This window comes from Bradyrhizobium sp. USDA 3650 (genome assembly GCF_054057395.1).
Map to the genome: position 1 here is coordinate 94,162 of NZ_JBSRZG010000001.1, position 26,961 is coordinate 121,122.

Sequence of the window (26,961 nt, forward strand, 5' to 3'; positions counted from 1 at the left end):
GCGGTTCAGGCCGCCTCCGCCAGAGGCGGCGCTTCATACGTCTTGAAGTGGTCGATCACGACCTTGGCGATGGCGACCAGAGGCAGCGCCAGCGCCAGGCCCCAGATTCCGAACACGACGCCGAGCAGGATCTGGAACGCGAACAGCGTGGCCGGCGGAATGTCCAGTGCCTGCCGCTGCAGGATCGGCGTCAGCACATAGCTCTCCATGGCGTGCACGCCCATGAAGAGGAGAAAGGCCGACAGCGCCGGAATCCATCCTGAGGCGAGGCTCGCCAGCACGACCACGACGCCGGCGATGATGGCGCCGACGGTCGGGATGAAGGCGAGCAGGCCCGCCTGGATTCCCAGGATGAACGAGCCGGGAATGCCGATAAGGACGAGCCCGATCCAGGTCACCACGCCGACTGCAAGCATCACGATGATCTGCGCGATCAGCCAGCGCTCCAGCGTCTCGCCGATGCCGTCGATGATGAGGGTGATGCGGGCGCGATGCCTGGCCGGCGCCAGAAACAACAGGCCGTCATGATAGACGGCGGGCTGCGCGGCGAAGGCGAGCCCCAGGAACAGCACGATGAAGATGTTGCCGACCGCGCTGATGGTGCCGAGCAGCAGCTTGAAGGTCTGGCTCACGATCGCCCCGCCGCTCGACGCCAGCGCGCCCGCGCCCGGCAATCCGCCGTGCGAGCCCGGGGTCGGGGCGGGCGTCGGCGTCGCATCGGTGGAGGCAGCGGGTGCGGCGTTGCCGAGATCGAAGAAGCTGGTGTCGATCCCATGGTTTTCGAGGAAGGACCGGACGTTGGTGATCTGCGACTTGATCGTCTTGCTCAGCAGCGAGGCCTGCTCGGCAATGGTCGCGCCGCCGAGATAGGCAACGCCTGCGAGCATCACCGCCAGCGCGGCACAGACGATGGCGAGCCGGACCGCGTGGGGCAGGTGCACGCGGCGGCCAAGCGCGTTGGTCAACGCATTGAGGCCGACGCCGAGCAGCATTCCGGTGAAGATCAGGAGCAGGGTGGTGGCAAAATACCAGGTGAAGACCAGCATTGCCGTGAACAGCACGATGCCGATGCCGCCGACCGAGATCGACCAGGCCAGATCGGTGCGGGTCCGGGGGCGTTCATCTGCGGGAATGGTCACATCGGGTCCTTTTCAGCGCGGTGCGCCGTACTCTTTCGGCAAACGCGATCCGGATCAAGACCGCGTCAACGCGCTGGTTTGACGCTGCCGCGTGAACCGTGCAGAGCGATGAGGAAAGAACAGGTGAGGGTGCTTGAGTTTCATCAGCAAGTGGGCCGGTCTGCTCGGCCTTCTCGCCGTGCTCGTGATAGGCGACCAGATCCGGATCAACCGGCCCGGTCACAAATATCGCCTCACGGTCGAGGTGACGACGCCTGACGGGATCAAGACCGGCTCGGGCATTCTGTCCGTCGTGCCCGATCGCGGCTATAGCCGGGGCGGCCGCACCACGATGCGCGGCGAGGCTGTGTTCGTCGACCTCGGCCGGGGAAAGAATGTGGTGGCATTGCTCGCGCATCAGCAGGGCGCGAAGCTCGATCTCGACGACATCAACTATGTCGCGCTCCGCGCTTATGGCGCCGCGCGCGGCAACCGCGTCTCGTTCAACGAGCTCAACCGGCAGACCGGCGTCGTCGCGGTGCAGGGGCACCTAATGCCCGTGCTCGTGAGCTTTGGCGATCCCCTCGACCCTGCAACCGCGCGACTTGTCACCGACGACCATGCGGAGGCGGTCCTGGGCGACGGCTATGCACTCCGTGGCCTTACCGCCGAAATGGTGCCCAACGGGCTCTGGCCGATCGATTTCGGTGGCGTGCTCGGGGGAGTCCGTGACGCGCGGAATCGAGACGAAACTGCCCTGGCTGGCCGCGCCGGGAGACGCGGCGGCGACCGCGCTGAAGGCCACGGGCCTGCCCCTCGGCGGCGCGATCGAGGCCCGGGAGGCATTTGCGCGAAAATAGCATTGCCGTCCCGCGTACCCTTCTGTTGAATTTGTTCCACCCTGGGGGCATGTTTGGGGAATCTTCTTCGGCGAGAGGTCTGAACGGGAGATGAGAAAGCCGGTCGTCGGCGTGATCGGGAACGCCCATCGCGTTGAAAATCGATTTCAGGTCCAGATGGTCGGCGAGCGTAATCTGCGCGCCGTGGCCGAGGTTTCCGGCGGCCTGCCGGTGATGTTCGCGGGCTCGCCCGACATCACCGATATCGGCGCGCTGCTCGACACTGTCGACGGCATCGTGCTCACCGGTGCTCGCGCCAATGTGCACCCGACCCGTTTCAACGTCGATCCGTGTGAGGCGCACGAGCCTTACGACATTCACCGCGACGAGGTGGCGCTGGCGCTCTCGGTCGCCTGCGTTGCCCGCGGTATCCCGCTGTTCGGCATCTGCCGGGGCCTCCAGGAGATGAACGTCGCCTTCGGGGGCTCGCTGCATCCCGAGATCCGCGAAATCCCCGGCCGCATGAACCATCGCATGCCGAGGCTCGAGAACGGTGAGATCCACCCCGATCCGACAGTGGTGTTCGCCGATCGCCACGACGTCGATCTGACGCCGGGCGGCGCGTTCGCGGAATTGCTCGGCTGTGACAAGATCAGGGTCAACTCGCTGCACGGCCAGGGCATTCTCGATCCCGGCAAGCGCGTGCTCATTGAGGGCATTGCCGAGGACGGCACCATCGAGGCGATCCGCATCGCGGAAGCCAAGGCCTTTGCACTCGGCGTGCAATGGCACGCCGAATACGACCCGCAGCACAATCCGATCAACCGAAAATTGTTCGAGGCGTTCGGTCAGGCTATGGTGGCGAAGCAGCGCGCGGCGGCATAGCTGCGAGCGTTCCGGCCTGCTACGCCGCGCGCTCCATCCGTCGCGCGCGATAGGCCTGCGGTGACATCAGGGTGAGCTTGCGGAACGCCTTGCGAAAACTGCTCTCGTCCTCGTAGCCGGCCGATCTCGCGATGGTCTTGACCGGCTGCATCGTCGTCTCCAGCAGCGTGCGGGCGTGCTCGACGCGCCGACGCATGATGAAGGCCTGAGGCGGCTCGCGGGTGAGCTCCTGAAACTTCCGGTTCAGCGTGCGCTCGCTAAGGCCGAGCGCATCGGCGAGACGTTTGACGGTCATCGGACGCTTTCCGGTGCGCCGGACCAGCAGGTCCGCCTGGGTCAGCAGCGGGTCTTGCGACAGCAAATAGCCGACCGGCATGAAGATCGACTGCGTGCGCTGCGCGGTGTCGATCACGACGTAGTCCGCGCATAGTTTTGCGATCTCCTTGCCGTCGACCATCTCGATCAGCCTCAGCAGGAGGTCGACCCACGACATCGGTCCGGCCGCGCAGACGATGCGGTCCGCGCTGGTGATGACGGCGTCGGCAGCGAGGTCGATGGTGGGATGACGCTGCCGCAGCTCGCTTTGCAGCCACCAGGTGATGGTGGCGCGGCGGTTGTCGAGCAGGCCGGCGCCGGCCAGCAGGAACACGCCGCTGCAGAACGCGCCGATCAGCCGTCCGTTGGCGTGCTGCTGCCGCAGCCAGGCGCCGGCCCGGGCATATTGCGGCTGCAGGCGCTCGGCCGTGACGTGATCGACGAGATTGCCTGGGACCAGGATCGCGTCAAAGCGACCGCGTTTGCCAATGGCGCCGTCGACCGCGACCATCTGGCCGCCGCCGGCGCGCACAGCCTTGCCGTCGAGCGACAGCGTCTGCCAGGCGAAGCCGGGTTTGGCGCCGCTCTGCTGCATGACGTGGTTGGCGAGCGACAGGATGTCGGCGACGCCTGAGATCGCCGAATGCATGCAGCCTTCCAGCGCCAGTATTGCGAGCTTCATGGGACCTCCAGACGGGACGCGGCGATCCTACCCGATCGGCGCGCGGGCGCCATGGCGGAAATTGCCCGATCTCTGTCTTATCCGCCACTGCCGTCTCCGGCAGGCCCCGTTCAATCTCTCAACCGTCGTCACACGACATATTGGAGAGAGACATGCCTTACGTCACCATTTCCACCGTTCGCGGCATCCTGGATGTCGCGCAGAAGAAGGCGCTGCTCGAGCGCGTCACCGACCTCCTGGTTGAGGTCGAAGGGCAGGGCAACCCGGAATTCCGCCGCAACGTCTGGGTCAGGATCGAGGAGCAGGAGCCCTCGCATTGGTCGCTCGGCGGCATGCAGCCGACGCCGGAGATCATCGCCGGCACGTTCGGCGCGATCGGGACGGATGGGGTGCGGATCGCGAAGACGTAGAGCGGTAGGATGGGTAGAGCGCAGCGAAACTCATCGCCCTCGCAAGTTCCGAGATGATGGGTTTCGCAAGGGCTCTACTCATCCTACGTTTCACCAATACGAAAAGGCGCCTCCTTTCGGAAGCGCCTTTTGCTTGTCGTACGAATTTCGGGCGGCTTAGCCCGAATAGTACATTTCGAACTCGACCGGGTGCGGGGTCATTTCAAAGCGGGCGACTTCGGTCATCTTCAGCTCGATATAAGCGTCGATGAAGTCGTCGTCGAACACGCCGCCGTTCTTCAGGAAGCCGCGATCCTTGTCGAGGTTTTCCAGCGCCTCGCGCAAGCTGCCGCACACCGTCGGGATCTGCTTCAGCTCTTCCTTCGGCAGATCGTAGAGGTCCTTGTCCATCGCCGGACCCGGATCGATCTTGTTCTTGATGCCGTCGAGGCCCGCCATCAGCATCGCGGCGAAGCCGAGATAGGGATTGGCGAGCGGATCGGGGAAGCGCACCTCGACGCGCTTGGCCTTCGGCGAAGCGGTGTAGGGGATGCGGCAGGAGGCCGAGCGGTTGCGCGCGGAATAGGCGAGCAGCACGGGCGCCTCGTAGCCGGGGACCAGACGCTTGTAGGAGTTGGTCGACGGGTTGGTGAAGGCGTTGATCGCCTTGGCGTGCTTGATGATGCCGCCGATGTAGTGGAGGCAGGTCTCCGACAGGTCGGCGTATTTGTTGCCGGCGAACACCGGCTTGCCGTCCTTCCAGATCGACTGGTGCACGTGCATGCCCGAGCCGTTGTCGCCGAACACCGGCTTCGGCATGAAGGTGGCGGTCTTGCCGTAGATGTGCGCGACCTGGTGGATGCAGTATTTGTAGATCTGCATGTGGTCGGCCATCAGCGTCAGCGTGTCGAACTTCATGCCGAGCTCGTGCTGGGCGGAAGCGACTTCGTGATGGTGCTTCTCGACCTTCACGCCCATCTTGGCCATGGCGCCGAGCATCTCCGAGCGCATGTCCTGCACGGAATCCTGCGGCGGCACCGGGAAGTAGCCGCCCTTGGTACGGACACGATGGCCGAGATTGCCGCCTTCATATTCGGTGTCGGAGTTGGTCGGCAGCTCGGAAGAGTCGAGGCGGAAGCCGGTGCTGTAGGGGTTGGCGGAGAAGCGCACGTCGTCGAATACGAAGAACTCGGCTTCGGGGCCGACGAACACGGTGTCGCCCACGCCCATCGACTTGACCATCGCCTCGGCCTTCTTGGCGATGCCGCGGGGGTCGCGGTTGTAGGGCTCGCCGGTGGTCGGCTCGAGCACGTCGCAGGTGATGACCATGGTGGTCTCGGCGAAGAACGGATCGATCGTCGCGGTCACCGGATCGGGCATCAGGCACATGTCGGACTCGTTGATCGCCTTCCAGCCGGCAATCGAGGAGCCGTCGAACATCGTTCCTTCGGCGAAAATGTCCTCATCGATCATGCTGATGTCGAAGGTGACGTGCTGCCACTTGCCGCGCGGATCGGTGAAGCGCAGGTCGACGTATTTGACGTCGTTGTCCTTGATCGATTTCAGGACGTCTTTGGCGGTCTTCATGCATACCCCTTTTGGCTCTGCGGGTCGGTTTCCAAACTTCGAGCGACCGTGTTCACGCTTCTTGAGGCGCGCGAGGCACAAACAAAATGAGGCCGCCGAAGCAGCCTATTTCTTGTCAGAATGTCGCAAAATGCGGGATAGCACCCGGCTCAGATAGCGTCCAGCCCGGATTCGCCGGTTCGGATGCGGATCGCCTCTTCGATGTTGGAGACGAAGATCTTGCCATCGCCGATGCGCCCGGTTTGCGCGGCGCGGCGGATTGCGTCGATGGCGCGCTCGACCAGATCGTCGCCGATCACGATCTCGATCTTCACCTTGGGCAGGAAGTCGACGATGTATTCTGCGCCGCGGTACAGCTCGGCGTGACCCTTCTGCCGGCCGAAGCCCTTGGCTTCGGTGACGGTGATGCCCTGAAGGCCGACTTCCTGAAGCGCTTCCTTCACCTCGTCGAGCTTGAATGGCTTGATGATGGCTTCGATTTTCTTCACTGCGCGCCTCCCGGCCTTTCGAACAAATAGCAACGTCTTCGTCAGGATGCGCTTTTCATGACGCACGATCTTGTCTTCGCTATGCCGGGATCCCTGACCAGTCCGGCAACAACGGCCGGCCACACCCTGATAAAATGCCAGTGAGCACGACGAACCGAAGCGACTTCCGCGAAAGCAGGGTCTATGCCAAGTTGCAAATGCCCTGATTATTGGAGCGTTATCAGCCTTTTAACGTGCAGCTCTGATAGGTGGCGCCGACCCGCACAAAATACCGCAGACTACGAAATAGGCAAACGGTTCAATATCTGTGCAGATCGTTGTTCCGTTGCATGGGTCGGCGCGGAACGTGCCTGTTGAGAAGGCTTTTGGACAGGGAAGTGGCATGGAAGTTCTGACCAACGCCGAAATGCAGCGCGCCGACCAGCTCAGCATTGCGGCAGGCACCCCCGGCTTCAAGCTGATGCTCAGCGCCGGTCAGGCGGTCGCCGAGGCCGCCCACGCGCTGGTGGAGGAGGGGCCAATCCTGATCGTGGCCGGCCCGGGCAACAACGGCGGGGACGGTTTTGTCGCAGCTGCCGAGCTCGCCGCGCAAGGCCGGGAGGTCTCGGTGATCCTGATGTGCGAGCGCGATCAGCTCCAGGGCGACGCGGCCTCGGCCGCGCGGGGCTGGAAACACCCGGTGCTCCCGTTCAATCCGCAGGCGATCGGGCGACCGGCGCTGATCATCGATGCGCTGTTCGGCGCGGGCCTCAGCCGTCCGGTCGACGGCGAAGCGCGTGAGATGATCGAGGCGATCAACGGCAACGGTGTGCCGGTGCTCTCGGTCGACCTGCCGAGCGGCATCAACGGCACCAGCGCGGCCGTGCTGGGCGTGGCGGTGAACGCCACCGAGACCGTTACCTTCTTCCGGAAGAAGCCGGCGCATCTGCTGCTGCCGGGGCGGATGCATTGCGGCCACGTGCGTGTCGCCGACATCGGTATCGAGGCGCAGGTGCTGGACGAGATCGCGCCGCAAATATTCGAAAACGATCCGGAGTTCTGGGGCGCTGCCTTTCCGGTGCCGCGCATCGACGGCCACAAATACGCGCGAGGCCATGTGCTGGCGGTCTCGGGTGATGTGGCGGCGACCGGTGCGGCGCGGCTCGCCGCGCGCGGGGCACTACGCGCCGGCGCGGGCCTGGTGACTCTGGCCACGCCGCGTGATGCGCTCGCGATCAATGCGGCTGCGCTTACCGCGGTGATGGTTCGCCCTGTCGATACCGCCATCGAGTTCGGCGAGCTGCTCGGCGACAAGCGTTACAACACCTGCATCATCGGCCCCGGCGCCGGCGTCGGCGAGCGCACCTGCGATCTCGTCCACACGGCGCTCAACGCGCAGCGGCATCTGGTGCTCGACGCAGATGCGCTGACAAGCTTTGCCGCCAATCCCGAGCGCCTGTTCGAATCGATCAAGACGTCGCAGGACAAGGCGGTGGTGCTGACGCCGCACGAGGGCGAGTTCCCACGGCTGTTCTCCGACCTCAGCAATAAACATCCGGGCCGCTCGAAGATCGAGCGTGTGCGCGCCGCGGCTGAGCGCTCCGGCGCTGTTGTGCTGCTCAAGGGCCCGGACACCACGATTGCCGCGCCCGACGGCCGCGCCACCGTCGCCGCCAACGCACCGCCCTGGCTCGCCACAGCGGGTGCCGGCGACGTGCTCGCCGGCATCATCGCAGGCCTCCTTGCGCAAGGCGTCCCGGCATTCGAAGCCGCCAGCATCGCGGTGTGGATGCATGGCGAAGCGGCGAGCGAGGCGGGGCCGGGCCTGATCGCAGAGGATCTCACCGAGACGCTGCCCGCCGTGCACCGGCGGATCTATAGTGCGCTCGGGGTGGAATACTGAACTCTCACTCCACCCCGTACCAGCGCACCAGCCGCGGTGCGGCCCAGTCGGTTACGACGGATTCGATCAGCCACCGCCCGGGGGAGGCCGCAACGAATGCGATGCGCTGGGTCTGGCCGGGTTCGATCGCGAGCGTGTCGAGCCAATAGGGCTTCCAGCCGTCGTCGAGCTTGTCGAGCAGGCGGAAATGGTGGCCGTGGAGATGGAAGACGGTGGCGAGGGGGGCGGGGTTCTTGAGTGCCAACACGACGGTGCGGCCGGCCTTGGTGCGAAAGGCGGAGGCGGAGGACGTCGAGAAATTTGCGGGCCGTACCCACCCGGCATCAGCTGCCCCCAGCGCGACATCGAACCGCAGGGCGCCTTTCAGATCGAGCTTCTCGGGCAGGTCGTTCGCGGGGAGCGGCTGTGGATCGAACAGCGGCACACGCCGCTCTAACCGGCCGGTGATCGCGAGGCTCCCGATCTGGCGCGCCTCTTTGCCGTCATGGAGGAGGAATGGGGCCGATTTGGCAGTATCCACAAACGCGTCGGCGCGCCCGCCGGGGGCCAGCACCAAGGCGCCGTTGCGCGCCGGGAACGGCTCGGCTGGCTGACCGTCCAAGGCCATCACCCGGAGCTCGTAGCTCTCCAATTTGATTGCCAGAACAGTGCGTTGCGAGCCGTTGATAATGCGCAGCCGCAGCCGCTGATTACCCATCGCTGAGAGTTCGAATGAAGTCTGCCCGTTAATTGTGTAGAGCGGCGTGGTGTCCTTCGGGTCCCGGCCTGGCGGAACCGCGGTTCCGTCCTGCCGCAGCCGCCATTCCTCGATCAAGATGACCACGTCACGATCGACGCCGACCGGGTCGGTCTCGGCGGCGATGATCGGAAGCGGGCGCGCGGGCTGCTTCAGGCCGTCCTCGAACAGCCGGAAGTCGGCGAGCAGAGTTCCCGCGTTTGGCACTGAAATGATTGATGTTTCCGTCGCATCCGGTGCCGTCGGGGCGCGTCCCCGAAGCGGGTCGACCGCGGCCGGGCCATTGAGGCCGTACCAGACTGGTGCAAGCGGGACAGGCAGGTCGTTGCGGAAGACGACCTCGCAGCGGTCGCCCCGCTTGAGACGGACATCCCCCAGGTGGCTGACGGCGGCCAGCTCCCAGACGGGGGTAGCCGGCTGATCCGGCCTCAGAGCCAGCGTTGCCGGCCTTGCCTGAAGCGCGAGCTGGGCGGTCACGAGCGGGCTTGCGCCGCCCCCCATCAGCCCGGCTGCCGAGGCTCCAAGCCCGGCCAAAACCTCGCGCCTCGTCGGGTCGAAGATCCGCGTTTTCATGGGCCGATCCGGACCACGCCGTGCTGGATAAGTCCAGCCGTCGTGCCTAGTTGAAGGCTGCCTCTATCGGGCCATTTTTTTGCTGCGAACAGGCGGGCACATGCTATAAGCCCGCCGCCCGCGGCATCGCGGCCGGTCTTGATGCAAATTTACGCGGGCGTGGCGGAACTGGTAGACGCGCTGGATTTAGGTTCCAGTGACGAAAGTTGTGGGGGTTCGAGTCCCTCCGCCCGCACCAAGCGCTTTCAGCGTTTGCACGGATTACGCGATCTGCTCCCGCGCGGATATTTGTCCGCCGGAAGCCGGTCCGATGAACCACCGGCGTTGAGGCGTTCGCCTCGCGCCGGATCGATTAATGACAGCGTCCCGACGCATGCGCGCCGGGACCGAACGAGAAGAAGATTGGACACCATGCAGGTCACAGAAACCCTCTCGGAAGGTTTGAAGCGCGAGTTCAAGATCAGCGTTCCCGCGTCTGATCTCGACGCCAAGGCCGGTGCCAAACTCGTCGACCTCAAGGACAAGGTCAAAATCAACGGCTTCCGTCCCGGCAAGGTACCGGTCACGCACCTCAAGAAGGTCTATGGCCGCTCGGTGATGGCCGAGACCATCGACCAGACCATCCGCGACACCAACACGCAGCTGTTCTCCGAGCGCGGCTTCCGCCTTGCGACCGAACCGAAGATCACCATGCCGACCGAGCAGGCCGAGGTCGAGGAGCTGCTCAACGGCAAAACCGATCTGACCTACACGGTTGCGATCGAGGTGGTGCCCTCGATCGCGCTCGCCGACTTCAAGACCTTCGAGGTCGAGAAGCCCGTCGCCGAAGTCACCGACGCCGACGTCGACGAGGCGATCAAGCGCATCGCCGATTCGAACCGCGGTTATGCCGCGAAGGGCGAGGGCGCCAAGGCCGAGTCGGGTGATCGCGTCACCGTCGCCTTCAAGGGCACCATCAACGGCGAGCCCTTCGAGGGCGGCGCCGGCGAGGGCATCCAGGTGGTGATCGGGTCCAACACCTTCATCCCCGGCTTCGAAGAGCAGCTCACCGGCATCGCCACCGACGAGACCCGCACGCTGAAGGTGGCGTTTCCCAAGAACTACATGAACGACAAGCTCGCCGGCCAGCCGGCCGAGTTCGAGACCACCGCGACGCTGATCGAGGCGCCGCAGGATCTCGCGATCGACGACGAGTTCGCCAAGACGCTCGGCCTCGAATCGCTGGACAAGCTGAAGGAAGCGGCACGCGAGCGGCTGGTTGCCGAGTTCGCGACCGCGACGCGCCAGCGCGTCAAGCGCGCGCTGCTCGACCGCCTCGACGAGGCCCATCGCTTCGAGGCTCCGCCCTCGCTGGTGGACGAGGAGTTCAATCTGATGTGGAACTCGGTGAAGGCCGAGATGGACTCCGCCGGCAAGACCTTCGCCGACGAGGACACCACTGAAGAGGCCGCCAAGGAAGAGTACCGCAAGATCGCCGATCGCCGCGTGCGGCTCGGCCTCGTGCTCTCCGAGATCGGCGAGAAGAACAAGATCTCCGTGACCGACGACGAGGTCGGCCGCGCCGTGATCGAGCGGGCGCGCTCGATGCCGGGCCGCGAGAAGGAGGTCTGGGACTATTACCGCAGCAACGCCCAAGCGTTGGCCCAGCTTCGTGCACCGATCTATGAGGACAAGGTGGTCGACTTCATCCTCGAGCTCGCCAACGTGACCGAAAAGAAGGTTTCGCGCGACGATCTCTACAAGGACGACGAGGCGGAAAAGACCGCCGCTTGAGGGCTCTCGGCGAGCCTTTGGGATAGCCTTGCATTAAGGATGATCAGCAAAGAGGTCGAGCTAGCCAGGTGGCCGGCTGGGCCTCTTTGTACGAATCAGCTTCAACTGCCCCACGGATTAAGCCTTAATTCGCTCCGCACTTGTCAGGCGCGAATTGGGCTATATCTGTCGCTACGCCTTCCGCTTCTACCAAGTTCGTCTACCAAGTTCCTGCATCACGGGACGTCCATCGGCCTTCCGGCAGATCCAGCCCCGACTGGCAGCCGGGCCTGGCGATGTCCGCCTCTTCAAAACCCTAGGTGACTCATGCGCGATCCGGTTGAAACCTACATGAACCTCGTGCCCATGGTGGTCGAGCAGACCAACCGTGGCGAGCGCGCCTACGACATTTTCTCGCGCCTTCTGAAAGAGCGCATCATCTTCCTGACCGGGCCGGTCGAGGACGGCATGTCGACGCTGATCGTGGCGCAGCTGTTGTTCCTCGAGGCGGAAAATCCGAAGAAGGAAATCTCGATGTACATCAACTCGCCGGGCGGCGTGGTGACGTCGGGCCTCGCGATCTACGACACGATGCAGTTCATCCGCCCGCCGGTCTCGACGCTGTGCACGGGCCAGGCCGCCTCGATGGGCTCGCTGCTGCTCTGCGCCGGCGAGAAGGACATGCGCTTCTCGCTGCCGAACGCGCGCATCATGGTGCATCAGCCCTCCGGCGGCTTCCAGGGCCAGGCCACCGACATCATGCTGCACGCCCAGGAAATCCTGAACCTGAAGAAGCGGCTCAACGAGATCTACGTGAAGCACACCGGCCAGACCTACAAGGCGATCGAGGACGCGTTGGAACGCGACAAGTTCCTGACCGCGAGCGACGCCAAGGAGTTCGGCCTGGTCGACAGGGTCATCGACAAGCGCGCCGAGGAAACCGCGGCGCCGAAGACCCCGTAGCACTACTGCGGCGGCGAACCCTCGGGCTCGCCGGCGCCATCAGGGAGCGTTCACGTTAAGGACACGTGCGCGCGTCGCAAACGTAGTTTTGCGCCCTGCGACAGGCAGAAAGTTCCGCTTTCGTGCTTGTTTTTCGTGGCAATCCAGCAACGCCGGGGTGATTTCGATCACTTCGCCCGTGCCAAGACCGGAAATCACGGTATTGTCACGGGTAGCCGGCGACCCCCGATTAGCGAATTCTTGATAGTCGGGTGACAGCATGGTTCGCTACGACTGATCGGCTATGATCGCGGGGAATCGAGTGACCGTGATTCGCACGGCATGTAACGCGTAGGGTCTTTTTTGGTACGGAATTTGCTCTATTTGAAGGACTGTACCGGCTGTCGTGCCGGAATAGGGCGATCGAGCGGACGGGATCGAACCGCGGACGGAGACATGAATGAGTAAGGTCGGCACGAGCGACTCCAAGAACACGCTGTATTGCTCGTTCTGCGGCAAGAGCCAGCACGAAGTTCGCAAACTGATCGCGGGTCCCACGGTCTTCATTTGCGACGAGTGCGTCGAGCTCTGCATGGACATCATTCGCGAGGAGAACAAATCCTCGCTGGTGAAGTCGCGCGACGGGATTCCGACGCCGAAGGAAATCTGCAAGGTGCTGGACGATTACGTGATCGGCCAGAACCATGCGAAGAAGGTCCTCTCGGTCGCGGTGCACAATCACTACAAGCGCCTCAACCACCAGACCAAGCACAACGACGTCGAGCTTGCGAAGTCGAACATCCTGCTGATCGGTCCGACCGGCTCGGGCAAGACGCTGCTCGCGCAGACGCTCGCCCGCATCCTGGACGTGCCGTTCACGATGGCGGATGCGACGACGCTGACCGAAGCCGGCTATGTCGGCGAGGACGTCGAGAACATCATCCTGAAGCTGCTCCAGGCCGCCGACTACAACGTCGAGCGTGCCCAGCGCGGCATCGTCTATATCGACGAAATCGACAAGATCAGCCGCAAGTCCGACAATCCCTCGATCACGCGCGACGTGTCGGGTGAGGGCGTGCAGCAGGCGCTGCTCAAGATCATGGAAGGCACGGTGGCTTCGGTCCCGCCGCAGGGCGGCCGCAAGCATCCGCAGCAGGAATTCCTGCAGGTGGACACCACCAACATCCTGTTCATCTGCGGTGGTGCGTTCTCGGGCCTCGAAAAGATCATTTCGGCACGCGGACGTTCGACCTCGATCGGTTTCGCCGCCCAGGTGCTCGCGCCGGAAGACCGCCGCACCGGCGAAATCTTCCGTCACGTCGAGCCGGAGGATCTCCTGAAGTACGGCCTGATCCCGGAATTCGTCGGCCGTCTGCCCGTCGTGGCGACGCTGGAGGATCTGGACGAGGCTTCGCTCAAGAAGATCCTGGTCGAGCCGAAGAACGCACTGGTGAAGCAGTACCAGCGGCTGTTCGAGATGGAGAACATCGAGCTGACCTTCGCCGACGAGGCGCTTGGCGCGGTTGCCCGCAGGGCGATCGAGCGCAAGACCGGTGCGCGCGGACTCCGTTCGATCCTCGAGGCGATCCTGCTCGAGACCATGTTCGACCTGCCGGGCCTCGAAGGTGTGGAAGAAGTCGTGATTTCCCGCGAAGTCGTGGAAGGAACGGCGCGTCCGCTCTACATCTACGCCGATCGGTCCGATCGCGCCGTCGAGAACGCCAGCGCCTGATTTCGGCGCTGGAACGCTCCAATCGTCTCCTCAAGCAAGGGCTGCGGAAAGTATCTCCGCAGCCGGTGTTGCGTCGCTTATTTGCGTGCGTAAGCGCCTGATGGCGCGCGTCTTCAATGACTTGACACCCCCCGGGTCGATAGCCACCTAATGTCGGCGGCGAGCAAAAATTCTCTTCAAGATTCGCCTCAGTTCCGATCCGGCAGGCCGGTCCAACCTCAAAAGGACCGACTGGTTCTACGGATCACCTCGGCACCTTGTGGCGGTTGCGCATGAGCATGGCGGGCTGCGTGCAAGGGGGCAAAGCAAAAGGAAAAGGCCATGACCAATCCAAAACCCAGGCCAACCATCGTCCATGGCGAAACGCACGCCTATCCCGTGCTGCCCCTGCGCGACATCGTCGTCTTCCCGCACATGATCGTTCCGCTGTTCGTCGGCCGCGAGAAGTCGATCCGCGCGCTCGAAGAGGTGATGAAGAACGACGCGCTGATCATGCTCGCGACCCAGAAGAACGCGTCGGACGATGATCCGGCACCCGATTCCATTTACGAGACCGGTACGCTTGCCAGCGTGCTCCAGCTCTTGAAGCTTCCCGACGGCACCGTGAAGGTGCTGGTCGAAGGACTCGAGCGGGCGCGCGTGCAGAAGTACACTGACCGCGCCGACTATTACGAAGCGACCGCGATTGCGCTCGCCGACACCGATGCGAAGTCGGTCGAGGCCGAGGCCATGGCGCGCTCGGTCGTGTCCGACTTCGAGAGCTATGTGAAGCTCAACAAGAAGATCTCGGCCGAGGTCGTCGGCGTCGTGCAGGCGATCACCGATTTCGCCAAGCTCGCCGACACCGTCGCCTCGCATCTCGCCGTCAAGATCGCGGATCGCCAGGGCATCCTGGAGACGCTGTCGGTCACGCAGCGCCTTGAGAAGGTGCTGGGCCTGATGGAGAGCGAGATCTCGGTGCTCCAGGTCGAGAAGCGCATCCGCTCGCGCGTCAAGCGCCAGATGGAGAAGACCCAGCGCGAGTACTATCTCAACGAGCAGATGAAGGCGATCCAGAAGGAGCTCGGCGACGACGACGGTCGCGACGAGCTCGCCGACCTCGAAGAGAAGATCTCCAAGACTAAGCTCTCCAAGGAAGCGCGCGAGAAGGCGCAGCATGAATTGAAGAAGCTGCGCCAGATGTCGCCGATGTCCGCGGAAGCGACCGTCGTGCGCAACTATCTGGATTGGCTGCTGTCGATCCCGTGGAACAAGAAGTCCAAGGTGAAGAAGGATCTGGCGGCCGCGCAGGCGGTTCTGGATGCCGATCACTACGGGCTGGAGAAGGTCAAGGACCGCATCGTCGAGTATCTCGCCGTGCAGTCGCGCGCCAACAAGCTGACCGGCCCGATCCTGTGCCTCGTCGGCCCTCCCGGTGTCGGCAAGACCTCGCTCGGCAAGTCGATTGCGAAGGCGACCGGGCGTGAGTTCGTGCGCGTGTCGCTCGGTGGCGTGCGTGACGAGGCCGAGATCCGCGGTCACCGCCGCACCTATATCGGTTCGATGCCCGGCAAGATCATCCAGTCGATGCGGAAGGCGAAGTCGTCCAACCCGCTGTTCCTGCTGGACGAGATCGACAAGATGGGCGCCGATTTCCGCGGCGATCCGTCCTCGGCTTTGCTCGAGGTCCTCGACCCCGAGCAGAACGCGACCTTCAACGACCATTATCTCGAGGTCGACTACGATCTGTCCAACGTGATGTTCATCACCACCGCGAATACGCTCAATATTCCCGGGCCGCTGATGGACCGCATGGAGATCATCAGGATCGCGGGCTACACCGAGAACGAGAAGGTCGAGATCGCGCGCAAGCACCTGATCCCGAACGCGGTGTCCAAGCACGGCCTGGATTCCAAGGAGTTCTCGATCGACGACGACGCGCTGCTGCTTCTGATCCGCCGCTACACCCGCGAAGCGGGCGTGCGCAATTTGGAGCGTGAGCTCTCCACACTCGCCCGCAAGGCGGTGAAGGAGCTGATGATCTCCAAGAAGAAGTCGGTCAAGGTCACCGAGAAGACTCTGGAAGAGCTGCTCGGCGTGCCGAAGTACCGCTACGGCGAGATCGAGAGCGAGCCGCAGGTCGGCATCGTCACCGGCCTTGCCTGGACCGATGTCGGCGGCGAGTTGCTGACGATCGAAGGCGTCATGATGCCCGGCAAGGGCAAGATGACGGTCACGGGCAATCTGCGCGACGTGATGAAGGAATCGATCTCGGCGGCGGCGTCCTACGTCCGCTCGCGGGCGATCGTCTACGGCATCGAGCCGCCGCTGTTCGACCGGCGCGACATCCACGTGCACGTGCCGGAAGGCGCGACGCCGAAGGACGGTCCGTCGGCGGGCGTTGCGATGGCCACGGCGATCATCTCGGTCATGACCGGCATCCCGGTCCGCCACGATGTCGCGATGACCGGCGAGATCACGCTGCGCGGCCGCGTGCTGCCGATCGGCGGCCTGAAGGAGAAGCTGCTGGCTGCTGCCCGCGGCGGCATCAAGACGGTGCTGATCCCCGAGGACAACGCCAAGGATCTCACGGAGATTTCCGATGCGATCAAGGGCGGCATGGAGATCATCCCGGTCTCGCGCCTCGACGACGTCGTTGCAAAGGCGCTGGTGAAGAAGCCGGTGCCGATCGTCTGGGAAGAGGACACCAAGGTGACGGTGAAGCCGGACGGCGACGAAGCCGCCGGCGGCCTGACCGCTCACTGAGATCGCAGCTCGAAAAGATGATAAAACGGCGCCTTCGGGCGCCGTTTTTGTTTGGGGCCATTTTGTTTTGGGCAGTGGATGACGACCATGCACATCGACGGGCAATGCCATTGCGGCCAGATCACCTTTGAAGCCGAGATCGACCCGGAGACGGTGTCGGTCTGCCACTGCACCGATTGCCAGACACTGACCGGCTCGCCGTTCCGGGTGACGGCCGTCTGTTCGGGCGCCGATGTCCGCCTGACCGCCGGCACGCCAAAAATCTACGGCAAGCGCGGCGACAACGGCCGGATGCGCTTCCAGCATTTCTGCGCCGAGTGCGGTTCCCCGCTGTTCACGAGCGGCGAGGGCGACCAGGAGGACGATTGGGGCATCCGCTGGGGCAGCATCCGCCAGCGCGACAAATTGCGGCCCGTCAGGCAGATCTGGTGCCAGTCGGCGGCGGTCTGGATCGACGCGGTGCCACTGCTGCCGGGCCGGCCACAGGATTGAGGCCTAGGAATTGGCGTTCCGCGCTTGCCCGCTCGGGGCAGGTGGGGATAAAGAAGCGGCGAGGGGCGGTTAGCTCAGCTGGTTAGAGCATCTCGTTTACACCGAGAGGGTCGGGAGTTCGAATCTCTCACCGCCCACCAGCCTTTGCTCGCTTCGCGAGCTTCGGCTCGGCGGGCCAGCCTCACACGTATAGGCGCGAAGCGAACAAAGGCTGCCGCGCCGAAGCCGATAGGCGCAGGCGGGCGATACCGAGCCACAGAGGCCCTTATGCAACAACCAAGCGGACACGAGCAGAACGCCGATCAGATCGCCTACTGGAACGGCCCCAGCGGGCAGCGCTGGGCCGATCGCCACGCGGCGCAGGAGAGCTTGCTCGGACCCATTGCCAATGTGCTGATCGCCCGCGCCGGGCCGAAGCCGGGCGAGCGCGTTCTCGATGTCGGCTGCGGCTCCGGCGCGACGACGTTCGCGTTCGCGAAGGCGGTCGCGCCTGATGGCTTCGCACTCGGGCTCGACGTCTCCGAACCGATGTTGTCGCAGGCGCGCACCTTTGCGCCAAAGGGTCTGCCGCTCGATTTCGTGCTGGCGGATGCGACGGTGCATCCGTTCGAGCCGGCGAGTTTTGATCTGCTGGCCTCGCGGTTCGGCGTGATGTTCTTCGCCGATCCGATCGCCTCTTTCACCAACCTCCGTCGCGCGCTGAAGCCAACTGGGCGGCTGGCGTTTGCCTGCTGGCGCGAGCCGAAGGAAAATCCCTGGATGATGGCGCCGCTGATGGCGGTCTACAAACATGTGCCCAAGATGCCGCCGGTCGGGCCGGAAGAGCCGGGCCCGTTCGCCTTTGCCTCAGAGGAGCGCGTGACGCGCATCCTCAAGGGGGCCGGGTTCGTCGATGTGGCGATGGAGCCGCACAATCTTTCGATGGACGTTGCGATCGGCGGCGGCCTCGACGCCGCGGTCGAGGGCTCGCTCCAGATCGGCCCGGCCAGCCGCGCGCTCCAGGGCCATCCGCCGGAGACGCATGCTGCCGCAAAAGCCTCGATCCGCGAGATGCTCGCGCCATTCCTGAAGGGGTCGAGCGTGGCGCTCCAGGGCGCGATCTGGATCGTGACGGCGAAGGCGGCGTAGGCGCCGCTGTTCAAAAGTCGCTGTAACGCAAGCTGTGTGCAACATACTCGGTGTCGTCCCGGCGAAGGCCGGGACCCATACGCCTAGGAGTGGTTGTGGCGCGAAGCTGACAACCACGAGTCTTGCCCAAACGACTTCCTGTGGTTATGGGTCCCGGCCTTCGCCGGGACGACATCTCAGGTTTAGCCGACACGGAAACTCCTCACACCACATCATCCGGCGCCAGCGCGCAGCCATTGTCCGGATGGGTCTCGACCTGAAGGGTGGTGTGACCGATACGGTGGGAGCGCTTCAGCATCTGCGCGGTCTCCATCAGGAACGCATCGCCGGCGCCGGTGGGCATGACGAGGTGGCAGGTCAGCGCCGTTTCCGTTGTACTGATCGGCCAGACGTGGAGATCGTGGATCGCGGACACACCGGGACGTGCCAGCAGGAACACCCTGATCGCGGCAATGTCGGTGCCCCTGGGCGCTGCCGCCATCGACATGTCGATGGAGCCGCGGAGCAGGCTGGTGGTGCTCCAGAGAATGGTGGCGCAGATGGCGAGGCTGGTGACGGGATCGAGCCAGAGCCAGCCGGTCCAGATGATCAGCGCCGCCGAAACCACGACGCCGAGCGAGACCGCGGCGTCGGCCGCCATGTGCAGATAGGCCCCTTCGATGTTGATGTCGTCCTTGCGTCCGCGCGCGAACAGCATGGCGGTAAAACCGTTGATGAGGATGCCGATGCCGGCGACCACCATAACGGTGATGCCGGCGACCGGCTCCGGCTCACGCAGACGCAAAAACGCTTCCCAGCCGATTGCGCCGGTCGCGACCAGCAGGAACACCGCGTTCGCCAGCGCCGCCAGGATGGTGGAGGCGCGCAGACCATAGGTGAAGCGGCCGCTGGGCGCGCGCCGCGCCGCGATGGATGCGCACCAGGCCACGACCAGGCCGAGCACGTCGGACAGATTATGGCCGGCGTCCGCAAGCAGGGCGGTGGAGTTGCCGATATAGCCATAGATCGCCTCGGCCACGACCAGCGCGGTGTTGAGCGAGATGCCGATCGCGAACGCCTTGCCGAAACTGGCGGGCGCATGGACATGCGCGTGGCCAGGGCCATGATCGTGACCATGATCATGGTGATGATGGCCGTGATGGTCGTGGCTGCCCACCTCTAGCGCTCCCCGGAAGCTGCCAAATCAGGCGCCATTGTAGGCGTTTCGGCAGCCCCGTCACGGCGGAACAGCACGTAGAGCGCCGGCAGCACCAGCAATGTCAGCACGGTCGAGGAGATGATGCCGCCGATCACCACGGTCGCGAGCGGCCGTTGCACCTCGGCACCGGCCCCGGTGGCAAGGGCCATCGGCACGAAGCCGAGGGACGCGACGAGGGCCGTCATCAGCACCGGACGCAGGCGTGTCAGCGCGCCCTCGCGCACGGCGTCGGCAACGGGGTGCCCCTCGCTGCGCAGCCGCTCGATGAAGGCGATGATCACGAGCCCGTTGAGGACGGCGACGCCCGACAGCGCGATGAAGCCGACGCCGGCGCTGATGGATAAGGGAATGCCGCGCAGCAGCAGCGCCGCGACGCCGCCGGTCAGCGCCAGCGGCACGCCGGAGAACACGAGCGCCGCATCCGCCGCCGATCCCATGCCCATGAACAGCAGCAGGAACACCAGCAGCAGCGCCACGGGCACCACAAGCGTCAGCCGCTTGGTGGCGGAGACCAGCTGTTCGAACTGTCCGCCCCAGCCGATCCAGTAGCCCGGCGGCAACTTGACCTTCTCCGCGACGGCTGCCTCGGCCTCGGTGACGAAGGAGCCGAGATCGCGCGCGCGGACATTGGCGGTGACGACGATGCGCCGCTTGCCGTTCTCGCGGCTGATCTGGTTCGGGCCGGGCGTCGCATCGACGGTGGCAACCGACGACAGCGGCACATAGCGCATCTGGGCCAGGGGGGAGCCGGGCAGTGCGGTCCGGATCGGCGCACCGATTGTTGCTTCCTCACCCGGCGGCAGCGGGATCGGGATCGCCCGGATAGCCTCGAGATTGCCGCGCAGATGTTCCGGCAGGCGCACGACGATATCGAAGCGGCGGTCGCCCTCGAACAGCTTGCCGGCCGACTTGCCGCCCACCGCGATCTCGACAATGCCCTGCACCTCGCTGATGCTGAGCCCGTATCGGGCGAGCGCCTGGCGGTCGAGGCGGACGGTGAGGATCGGCAGGCCCGAGACCTGCTCGATCTTGACGTCGCTGGCGCCGCGGATGCCGCGGATCGCGGCCTCCACCTGTTTTGCCGCGCCTTGCAGGATGTCGAGGTCGTCGCCGAAGATCTTGACGCCGACGTCGCTGCGGACGCCGGAGATCAGCTCGTTGACACGGAACTGGATCGGCTGGGAGATTTCATAGGCGCTGCCGGGGATGTCGTCGGCGGCACGGTCGATGGCCTCGATCACGTCAGACTTGGGCCTGCCCGGGTCGGGCCATTCGGCGCGCGGCTTCAGCATGATGTAGCCGTCGGTCTGTGCCGGCGACATCGGATCGGTTGCGATCTCCGCGGTGCCGATGCGGGTGAAGAACTCCTTCACCTCCGGAATCTGCTTGATGCGCTTTTCCAGCGCCTTTTGCAGGTCCAGCGACTGGGTCAGGCTGGTGCCGGGAATCCGGATCGAGGCCAGCGCGACGTCGCCTTCGTCCAGGCTCGGAATGAACTCACCGCCCATGCGCGCGGCGGCAACGCAGCTTGCGACCACGATGATGGCTGCCATGATTGCGACGCCGAGGCGATGGTCGATCGCCAGCCGGAGCAGGGGGAGATAGGCGCGCTTGGCCAGCCGCATGAACAGGTTTTCGTGTTCGGACACCTTGCCGGTGACGAAGATGGCGACCGCGGCCGGCACGAAGGTGATGGAGAACAGCACCGCGGCGCCCAGCGCCATCAGCACCGTCAGCGCCATCGGTGTGAACATCTTGCCTTCGACGCCGGTCAGCGTCAGCACTGGCAGGTAGACCACCGCGATGATCAATGTTCCGAACAGGCTCGGCTTGATCACCTCGCTCGACCCGCGCCGGATCGCGCGCAGCCGTTCGGAGATCGTGAGCAGGCCACCTTTCTCGCGCTGGGCCTCGGCCAGCATGCGCAGGCAGTTCTCGACAATGATCACCGCGCCGTCGACGATAATGCCGAAATCGATCGCGCCCAGGCTCATCAGGTTCGCGCTGACCCTGGTCTCGACCATGCCGGTGACCGTCATGGCCATGGACAGCGGAATGACGCAGGCCACCACGAGCGCGGCCCGGATATTGCCGAGGATCAGGAACAGCACGGCCACGACCAGGGCCGCGCCCTCCACCAAATTGTTCTCGACGGTGCGAATGGTGGCCTCGACCAGATCAGTGCGGTCGTAGACGGTCCGCGTCACGACGCCGTCGGGCAGCGATTTGGCGATCTCCTCGAGCCGGGCCGCGACACGGCGCGCCACGGTGCGGCTGTTCTCGCCAATCAGCAGCATGGCGGTGCCGAGCACGGTTTCCTCGCCATCGCGCGTCGCGGCTCCGGTGCGCAGGTCGCGGCCTTCGGTGACGGTCGCGATATCCCTGATCCTGACGGGATTGCCGCCGCGCGAGCCGATGACGATGTCCCTGATCTCGCCGACATTGCCGACCTGGCCCGGCGAGCGAACCAGATATTGCTCGCCGTTGCGCTCGATATAGCCGGCGCCGACATTGGCGTTGTTGGCGGCGAGCGCCGTCATGACGTCGCGAAAGCCGAGCCGGTAGGCCATCAGCTTGCCGGGATCGGGCAGCACATGGAATTGCCGCTCGAAGCCGCCGATGGTGTTGACCTCGATCACCCCCGGCACGTTGCGAAGCTGCGGCTTGATGATCCAGTCCTGCACGGTGCGCAAATCGGTCAGCGAATAGTCGTGGCCGCCTTGCGTCTTCGCGCCCGCCTTGGCCTCGACGGTGTACATGAAGATTTCGCCGAGCCCGGTCGAGACTGGTCCCATCGCGACCTCGACGCCGGCCGGAAGCTGGTCCTTTGCCTGCTGGATGCGCTCGCCGACGAGCTGGCGGGCGAAATAGATGTCGGTGCCGTCCTTGAACACGACCGTCACCTGGCTCAGGCCGTAGCGCGACAGCGAGCGGGTGTAGTCGAGTTTCGGCAGCCCGCCCATCGCGGTCTCGACCGGGAAGGTGATGCGCTGCTCGGTTTCCAGCGGCGAATAGCCGGGGGCACGGGTATTGATCTGGACCTGGACGTTGGTGATGTCAGGGACGGCGTCGATTGGCAGGCGCTGGAAATTCCAGGCGCCGAAGGCGACGGCGCCGAGCGCGAGCAGCAGGACCAGCCAGCGCTGCTGCAGCGAAACCGCGATGAGGCGCTCAATCATGCTCGGCCTCGCCCTTGCCCATCTCCGCCTTCACGACGAAGCTGTTTTCCGCGACGTAATGCTCGCCGGCCGATAGACCGGCCCTGATCTCGACATGGCGGGGATCGGAATCGCCAAGCTCCACCGGGCGCGCCTCGATCTTGTCGCCATCCTCGCGGACGAACACGATGGTCCGGTTCTCCAGGGTCTGGATCGCGCTTCGGCGCACCGCGACCGCGACGTTGCGAGCGGCGAGGATCAGCCGTGCCGTGACGAACAGGCCGGGACGCAAACGCCCGTCCGGATTTGGCAGCACCACGCGCGCCAGCGCGGTCTGGGTCTCGCTCGAGCCGATCGGGGCCATGTAGGAGATCGTGCCCTTGATCTCGCCGCGGCCGTCGTCGGGATCGATCAGCACCTCGTCGTTGAGGCGGACACGCCGCAGGTCCTGGCGATAGATCGACAGGTCGACCCAGATGGTGGAGAGGTCGGCGACGACGAAGGCGGGCTTCTGCTCGGAGGCGTATTCGCCGAGCGAGATCTGCCGCTCGATGACGGTACCGGCAAGCGGCGCCTTGAGCTCGTAGACGGTGAGGCTCTGGTTGCTCTCGATCGCGGCGAGCAGATCGTCCTTGCCGACCTTGTCGCCGATGCGCTTCTGGATCGATTTGGCGACGCCGGGAAAGCGCGGCGTCACCTGCACCACGGCTTCCTGGTTGGCGCGCAGGATGCCGTTGAAGGCGAGCGTGTCGGTCAGCGTGACGCTCCCGGCTTCCGCCAGCGTCACGCCCGCGGCGGCGAGTTTGACGTCGGAGATGCGGATCCGGTCGGCGCCGTGCTCGTCCTGCTCGACATGGTGGTTCGGCTTCTCCGGCTTCTTGTCCGCGGCGTGTTGGGCGTGCTCGACCCGGGGCGGGCCGAGCAGGGAATAGCCGTAAGCGCCGAGTATGGCGGCAACGAATGCGACGAGGATAGTGGAGGACGTCTTCATCGTGCGCTCTCCCGCGCCAGCGTGAAGGGATTGCCAACGAGGCCTTCGATGGTCGCCACCCCAGCGTGGAAATTCTGCAGCGCCTCCTGCTCGCGCAGCCGCGCCTGGGTGACGCTGGCCTGGGCGTCGAGCACTTCGAGCAGGCTGAAGCGGCCCTGGCCGTAGCCTTGAGCGATGGCGTCCGAGGCTTCGGTGGCCTTTGGAATGGCGCTCTCGCGCAGCACCGCGAGCTCGCGCAGCGAGCCCTGCAGCGAGTCGTAGGCGCGGCCGGCGACCACGATCAGCGTGTTGCGGTTGGCCTCGCGCTCGGCCTTAGTCTTGGCAAGGCTTTCCTGCGCCGAGAGGATATTGCCCTGGTTCTGGTCGAACACGGGGATCGGCACCGAGACGGTGAGGCGCGCCGCGTCGTCATTGGTCTCGTTGAAATGGCGCCAGCCGGCGGCGATCCGCACGTCGGGATAGGGCCGCAGCCGCGCCAGCAACAGCTCGGCATTGCGCTGGGCATAAATCGCGGTCCAGCGCACCAGCTGCGGATTGGCATCGATTGCGGCGACGACCGACTGGAATGTCGGGGGCCGTCCCATGGTGTCGAGCCGTCCGGAGACCTCGCCGACTTTCGCTGCCGCGTCGCCCATCAGGACCGCAAGCTCGCGCCGGGCGCTGGCCAGCGTCGCCTTGAAGCGCTCGCGGTCGGCCTTCACCAGGGCGGATGCCACTTCCGCACGGCCGGTCTCGGCCGGCGAGGAGGCGCCGGCCTCGACGCGGCGGCGCAAAAGCGGCGTCAGCCGGTCAATGGCGGTGATCTGCTCGTCGAGGATCTGGATGCGCCGCTGCGCGCCGAGCACGCTGAGGAAAGCGATCGCGGTCTCCGACAGCACCTCCAGCCTGACGGCCTTGCGCTGGATCGCGGCGACCTCGATGCCGGCGACACCCGCGGCGATCCGCGCGTCGCGCTTGCCGAACAGCTCGAAGGCCTGGCTGATCTGGAGCGTGGTCTCGGCCGATCGCGTGCCGCGATAGATGCCGGACCCGAACGAATTGTCCTGTTCGTAGGTCAGCTCCGGATTGAGAAGCGCACCTGCCTGGATGCGCTGGCCCGTGGCGATGCCGACATCGCGCTCCGCCGCGGTCAGCCGCGGGCTCGTGGCCAGCGCGCGCGAGAGCGCGCTCCGCATCGTCAGAGTCTGGGCGTGAGACGGCGCAAGCGCCAATCCGGCAATCAGACACGCTGCCGCGCACGCCAGGCGCGCGGCCATTCCCCTGCAAAACATGAAACCGACCTGTGAAGGATGAACCTCATGGGCGCGGAGCGCCCGACCAATCCGTTCAGGCCATCTGTTTGGGAGGCGGGGAGTCGGTATCGGGAATAATGCCGGCGAGCCGGGATGCGCGTTGCGGGCGCGATGCAGACACGAGCCCGATCGATGCGGCCGGTGGCGCCGGCTGCGCCACCGTCACCGAGAAGCAGCCATGGCAATGATGCCCGCCGATGGCCTTGTGGTCGTTGTGATCTGCGGAGCCGTCAACAACGGCGCTGATCTCCGAGCCGCCACCGGGCGTGGTGACGTCGATGTCGTGCAGGCCATGCAGCGCTCCTGCGAGCAGGTAGACAACCGCGATCAGCACAGACAGCAGCCCGCGCCAGTTGCGCGGCCGACATGATCCTGAGGGCTGGCGGTTCGCGAGCACGATTTCACTCTGGTTGTGGTCGGTGTCCGGCCTAGCATGAGGGCGGGAACAGTGTCGACCCGCAACATTGTTACGTCCCTGGAACAATTGCCGCAGCGATGGCGAGGACGACAGCGCTTCTTATTGGCGCGTGATCAGGCTCAACTGGGCATCGGCTGACGCTGCGCTTGCTGCGTTCGGCACATCGCCGGCTTCGACCGTCACGACGGCGCGACAGCCGGCTTCCATGGCGCGTTCCAGCCATTTGATGGCTTCATCGATCCACTGGTCGTGGTGCTCGGGATCGGCGATCGCCTTTTCCCGGAATGCATCTGCCTGATGAAGGCACGCGGTTCTGCGATCCACGCCGCTCTCCCGATCCGGAGGTTCCGCCCCGGATCGCATCCTTGATGATCGGAGAGCCGGCGTCGCTAACATAGGACAGGAACCGCCGCCCAAAAAGAAAGCCCCAGCCGGGACCGACCGGCTGGGGCTTTCGTGCTCACAAACTTCATCCTTGGGACTTGGACAGATAATCCGCATCGCGCCGGTTCGTTCCCGCGCCTCGGCCAGTTTGGAACGTTCTTTCTTCGTTGTGATTAGCGACGAGGAGACATTGAGGAGGACGGACCATGGACGGATTGATTTATCTCATCGGCTTGATCGTGGTGGTCATGGCGATCTTGTCGTTCTTCGGCCTGCGCTGAGAGAGCGGCGATGACGATGGAAACTCTCATACGGGAAGAGATCATGGAAGGCGGCGGCGTCGCTGCCGACGACCGGCGCACCATCCAGTGGAGCTCGGTCATCGCAGGCGCTTTGGCTGCCGGCGCAATGTCGTTCATCCTGGTCGGCTTTGGAGTCGCCGTCGGCCTGGGCGTCAGTTCAGCCTCGCCGACATGGCGCGATGCATCGGCGGCGCTGGCTTTGCTGTCGGGACTGTATCTGATCATCCAGGCGATTATCAGCTTCGGCTTCGGCGGCTATGTCGCCGGCCGGACAACGCGACCAGCCCCGGCGATCACAACGATCGAAGACGACGGCGAACGGCGGGACGGGCTGCATGGCCTGATGTCCTGGGCGCTTGCCGTGCTGCTTGGTGCAGCTCTGCTCGCGATACTCGGCGCAGCTGCGATTGATCGTTCGCCGATGCGCAGTTCGGCGAGCAATACCTCCGCCGCCGAGCCTCTGTTGAGCTACGAGCTGGACAAGCTGTTTCGCGCGCCGCGGCGGCCCCCTAACACGGACCTCAGGGAAGCCCGCGCAGAAGCAGGACGCATCTTGATGACGTCATCGAGCCACAGCGGCGTCAGCAGCGATGATCGGATCTATCTGGTGCAGCAGGTGGCCGCGCTGACGGGACTCGCGGCACCCGACTCGGAACGACGGGTCGACACGCTGATCGCCGATTCAAGGACGGCGATCAATCGGGCGCGGCGCAATTCCATCATCGTCGCCTTCTCCGTTGCCGCAGCAACCCTGATCGGCGCTGCGGTGGCCTGGGCTGCGGCGGTGGCCGGCGGGCGGCACCGCGACGGAGAGCCGCTACCGAACTGGATGGCAAGCTCGAACCGCTTCCATCGCAATCCGCGCGCGATGCCGGTGCCGTAACCTGCAGGACGATGGCCGGGAGCGATCCCGGCCATCTTGCCTTTAACGAG

At 64.9% G+C, this 26,961-nt stretch carries 22 protein-coding genes and 2 tRNA genes; 13 read left to right on the top strand and 11 right to left on the bottom strand.

What is annotated here, in order from left to right:
* Nucleotides 1–5: 5 nt before the first annotated feature.
* Nucleotides 6–1,139 carry an AI-2E family transporter gene (locus tag ACVIN2_RS00470; protein WP_456764071.1) on the bottom strand — a complete coding sequence of 378 codons (1,134 nt, stop codon included), beginning with the start codon at nucleotides 1,137–1,139 and terminating at the stop codon, nucleotides 6–8.
* A 133-nt stretch (nucleotides 1,140–1,272) separates the two neighbouring features.
* On the opposite strand from ACVIN2_RS00470, the gene ACVIN2_RS00475 reads away from it, so the two are divergent.
* Together ACVIN2_RS00475 and ACVIN2_RS00480 are read left to right on the top strand one after the other, a co-directional pair.
* Entirely contained in the window at nucleotides 1,273–2,007 is a 735-nt protein-coding gene (locus ACVIN2_RS00475) for a hypothetical protein (protein ID WP_456764072.1), read from the top strand.
* Between the two features lie 61 nt (nucleotides 2,008–2,068).
* Nucleotides 2,069–2,842, top strand: a complete 774-nt coding sequence (locus tag ACVIN2_RS00480; RefSeq protein WP_456764073.1) for a gamma-glutamyl-gamma-aminobutyrate hydrolase family protein — start codon at nucleotides 2,069–2,071, stop codon at nucleotides 2,840–2,842.
* Between the two features lie 19 nt (nucleotides 2,843–2,861).
* Here ACVIN2_RS00480 and ACVIN2_RS00485 read toward each other — a convergent pair whose 3' ends face one another.
* On the bottom strand, nucleotides 2,862–3,839 hold the full coding sequence (locus tag ACVIN2_RS00485) for a GlxA family transcriptional regulator (RefSeq protein ID WP_456764074.1): 978 nt from the start codon (nucleotides 3,837–3,839) through the stop codon (nucleotides 2,862–2,864).
* 152 nt (nucleotides 3,840–3,991) lie between these two features.
* Here ACVIN2_RS00485 and ACVIN2_RS00490 point away from each other — a divergent pair, with 152 nt between their 5' ends.
* Nucleotides 3,992–4,249 carry a tautomerase family protein gene (locus ACVIN2_RS00490; protein ID WP_456764075.1) on the top strand — a complete coding sequence of 86 codons (258 nt, stop codon included), beginning with the start codon at nucleotides 3,992–3,994 and terminating at the stop codon, nucleotides 4,247–4,249.
* Between the two features lie 156 nt (nucleotides 4,250–4,405).
* Here ACVIN2_RS00490 and glnA read toward each other — a convergent pair whose 3' ends face one another.
* Entirely contained in the window at nucleotides 4,406–5,815 is a 1,410-nt protein-coding gene (gene glnA, locus ACVIN2_RS00495) for a type I glutamate--ammonia ligase (protein ID WP_007603494.1), read from the bottom strand.
* A gap of 149 nt (nucleotides 5,816–5,964) precedes the next feature.
* Complete coding sequence (locus tag ACVIN2_RS00500; RefSeq protein ID WP_007603495.1) at nucleotides 5,965–6,303, bottom strand: P-II family nitrogen regulator; 339 nt, start codon at nucleotides 6,301–6,303, stop codon at nucleotides 5,965–5,967.
* A gap of 382 nt (nucleotides 6,304–6,685) precedes the next feature.
* Here ACVIN2_RS00500 and ACVIN2_RS00505 point away from each other — a divergent pair, with 382 nt between their 5' ends.
* Nucleotides 6,686–8,185 carry an NAD(P)H-hydrate dehydratase gene (locus tag ACVIN2_RS00505; RefSeq protein WP_456764076.1) on the top strand — a complete coding sequence of 500 codons (1,500 nt, stop codon included), beginning with the start codon at nucleotides 6,686–6,688 and terminating at the stop codon, nucleotides 8,183–8,185.
* 4 nt (nucleotides 8,186–8,189) lie between these two features.
* Here the strand turns inward: ACVIN2_RS00505 and ACVIN2_RS00510 are convergent, their stop codons facing one another.
* Complete coding sequence (locus ACVIN2_RS00510) at nucleotides 8,190–9,494, bottom strand: multicopper oxidase family protein (RefSeq protein WP_456764077.1); 1,305 nt, start codon at nucleotides 9,492–9,494, stop codon at nucleotides 8,190–8,192.
* 153 nt (nucleotides 9,495–9,647) lie between these two features.
* Here ACVIN2_RS00510 and ACVIN2_RS00515 point away from each other — a divergent pair.
* From ACVIN2_RS00515 to ACVIN2_RS00550, 8 genes are all read left to right on the top strand, one after another.
* Nucleotides 9,648–9,732, top strand: a tRNA-Leu gene (locus tag ACVIN2_RS00515).
* Between the two features lie 173 nt (nucleotides 9,733–9,905).
* Nucleotides 9,906–11,267 carry a trigger factor gene (gene tig, locus ACVIN2_RS00520; RefSeq protein WP_456764078.1) on the top strand — a complete coding sequence of 454 codons (1,362 nt, stop codon included), beginning with the start codon at nucleotides 9,906–9,908 and terminating at the stop codon, nucleotides 11,265–11,267.
* Between the two features lie 306 nt (nucleotides 11,268–11,573).
* The gene (locus ACVIN2_RS00525; RefSeq protein WP_007603501.1) at nucleotides 11,574–12,209 is read left to right on the top strand and encodes an ATP-dependent Clp protease proteolytic subunit; all 636 of its coding nucleotides are present in this window, start codon (nucleotides 11,574–11,576) and stop codon (nucleotides 12,207–12,209) included.
* A 439-nt stretch (nucleotides 12,210–12,648) separates the two neighbouring features.
* Nucleotides 12,649–13,920 (top strand): ATP-dependent Clp protease ATP-binding subunit ClpX, encoded by a 1,272-nt coding sequence (clpX, locus tag ACVIN2_RS00530; protein WP_007603503.1) that lies wholly within the window; start codon nucleotides 12,649–12,651, stop codon nucleotides 13,918–13,920.
* Between the two features lie 321 nt (nucleotides 13,921–14,241).
* A complete protein-coding gene (gene lon, locus ACVIN2_RS00535; RefSeq protein WP_456764079.1) occupies nucleotides 14,242–16,665 on the top strand; it encodes an endopeptidase La in 2,424 nt (807 codons plus the stop codon).
* An 87-nt stretch (nucleotides 16,666–16,752) separates the two neighbouring features.
* The gene (locus ACVIN2_RS00540; RefSeq protein WP_456764080.1) at nucleotides 16,753–17,157 is read left to right on the top strand and encodes a GFA family protein; all 405 of its coding nucleotides are present in this window, start codon (nucleotides 16,753–16,755) and stop codon (nucleotides 17,155–17,157) included.
* A 63-nt stretch (nucleotides 17,158–17,220) separates the two neighbouring features.
* Nucleotides 17,221–17,297 (top strand) — tRNA-Val (locus ACVIN2_RS00545).
* 127 nt (nucleotides 17,298–17,424) lie between these two features.
* The gene (locus tag ACVIN2_RS00550) at nucleotides 17,425–18,285 is read left to right on the top strand and encodes a class I SAM-dependent methyltransferase (protein WP_456764081.1); all 861 of its coding nucleotides are present in this window, start codon (nucleotides 17,425–17,427) and stop codon (nucleotides 18,283–18,285) included.
* 202 nt (nucleotides 18,286–18,487) lie between these two features.
* Here ACVIN2_RS00550 and ACVIN2_RS00555 read toward each other — a convergent pair whose 3' ends face one another.
* The 6 genes from ACVIN2_RS00555 to ACVIN2_RS00580 all read right to left on the bottom strand — a co-directional run bounded on the left by ACVIN2_RS00555 (nucleotide 18,488) and on the right by ACVIN2_RS00580 (nucleotide 25,666).
* Nucleotides 18,488–19,441 carry a cation diffusion facilitator family transporter gene (locus ACVIN2_RS00555; RefSeq protein ID WP_456764082.1) on the bottom strand — a complete coding sequence of 318 codons (954 nt, stop codon included), beginning with the start codon at nucleotides 19,439–19,441 and terminating at the stop codon, nucleotides 18,488–18,490.
* Nucleotides 19,442–19,443: 2 nt separating this feature from the next.
* Nucleotides 19,444–22,662, bottom strand: coding sequence for an efflux RND transporter permease subunit (locus ACVIN2_RS00560; protein WP_456764083.1), 3,219 nt, complete (start codon nucleotides 22,660–22,662; stop codon nucleotides 19,444–19,446).
* Nucleotides 22,655–23,632, bottom strand: coding sequence for a divalent metal ion exporter adaptor subunit IhpB (gene ihpB, locus ACVIN2_RS00565; RefSeq protein WP_456764084.1), 978 nt, complete (start codon nucleotides 23,630–23,632; stop codon nucleotides 22,655–22,657). The genes ACVIN2_RS00560 and ihpB overlap by 8 nt, the downstream gene beginning before the upstream one ends.
* Nucleotides 23,629–24,903: a divalent metal ion exporter subunit IhpA gene (gene ihpA, locus ACVIN2_RS00570; RefSeq protein ID WP_456764085.1), complete on the bottom strand. Its 1,275-nt coding sequence runs from the start codon at nucleotides 24,901–24,903 to the stop codon at nucleotides 23,629–23,631. Before ihpA ends, ihpB begins: the two co-directional genes overlap by 4 nt.
* Nucleotides 24,904–24,958: 55 nt before the next feature.
* Nucleotides 24,959–25,321 (bottom strand): hypothetical protein, encoded by a 363-nt coding sequence (locus ACVIN2_RS00575; protein ID WP_456764086.1) that lies wholly within the window; start codon nucleotides 25,319–25,321, stop codon nucleotides 24,959–24,961.
* A 120-nt stretch (nucleotides 25,322–25,441) separates the two neighbouring features.
* Nucleotides 25,442–25,666 carry a hypothetical protein gene (locus tag ACVIN2_RS00580; protein ID WP_456764087.1) on the bottom strand — a complete coding sequence of 75 codons (225 nt, stop codon included), beginning with the start codon at nucleotides 25,664–25,666 and terminating at the stop codon, nucleotides 25,442–25,444.
* A 351-nt stretch (nucleotides 25,667–26,017) separates the two neighbouring features.
* On the opposite strand from ACVIN2_RS00580, the gene ACVIN2_RS00585 reads away from it, so the two are divergent.
* Nucleotides 26,018–26,911, top strand: a complete 894-nt coding sequence (locus tag ACVIN2_RS00585) for a hypothetical protein (RefSeq protein WP_456764088.1) — start codon at nucleotides 26,018–26,020, stop codon at nucleotides 26,909–26,911.
* Nucleotides 26,912–26,961 lie beyond the last annotated feature (50 nt).

Coding starts and splice junctions, on each gene's coding strand:
- tig (WP_456764078.1), top strand. CDS start 9,906: ATGCAGGTCACAGAAACCCTCTCGGAAGGTTTGAAGCGCGAGTTCAAG.
- ACVIN2_RS00485 (WP_456764074.1), bottom strand. CDS start 3,839: ATGAAGCTCGCAATACTGGCGCTGGAAGGCTGCATGCATTCGGCGATC.
- ACVIN2_RS00540 (WP_456764080.1), top strand. CDS start 16,753: ATGCACATCGACGGGCAATGCCATTGCGGCCAGATCACCTTTGAAGCC.
- ACVIN2_RS00560 (WP_456764083.1), bottom strand. CDS start 22,662: ATGATTGAGCGCCTCATCGCGGTTTCGCTGCAGCAGCGCTGGCTGGTC.
- ACVIN2_RS00550 (WP_456764081.1), top strand. CDS start 17,425: ATGCAACAACCAAGCGGACACGAGCAGAACGCCGATCAGATCGCCTAC.
- ACVIN2_RS00480 (WP_456764073.1), top strand. CDS start 2,069: ATGAGAAAGCCGGTCGTCGGCGTGATCGGGAACGCCCATCGCGTTGAA.
- glnA (WP_007603494.1), bottom strand. CDS start 5,815: ATGAAGACCGCCAAAGACGTCCTGAAATCGATCAAGGACAACGACGTC.
- lon (WP_456764079.1), top strand. CDS start 14,242: ATGACCAATCCAAAACCCAGGCCAACCATCGTCCATGGCGAAACGCAC.
- ACVIN2_RS00585 (WP_456764088.1), top strand. CDS start 26,018: ATGACGATGGAAACTCTCATACGGGAAGAGATCATGGAAGGCGGCGGC.
- ACVIN2_RS00525 (WP_007603501.1), top strand. CDS start 11,574: ATGCGCGATCCGGTTGAAACCTACATGAACCTCGTGCCCATGGTGGTC.
- ihpA (WP_456764085.1), bottom strand. CDS start 24,903: ATGTTTTGCAGGGGAATGGCCGCGCGCCTGGCGTGCGCGGCAGCGTGT.
- ihpB (WP_456764084.1), bottom strand. CDS start 23,632: ATGAAGACGTCCTCCACTATCCTCGTCGCATTCGTTGCCGCCATACTC.
- ACVIN2_RS00505 (WP_456764076.1), top strand. CDS start 6,686: ATGGAAGTTCTGACCAACGCCGAAATGCAGCGCGCCGACCAGCTCAGC.
- clpX (WP_007603503.1), top strand. CDS start 12,649: ATGAGTAAGGTCGGCACGAGCGACTCCAAGAACACGCTGTATTGCTCG.
- ACVIN2_RS00490 (WP_456764075.1), top strand. CDS start 3,992: ATGCCTTACGTCACCATTTCCACCGTTCGCGGCATCCTGGATGTCGCG.
- ACVIN2_RS00510 (WP_456764077.1), bottom strand. CDS start 9,494: ATGAAAACGCGGATCTTCGACCCGACGAGGCGCGAGGTTTTGGCCGGG.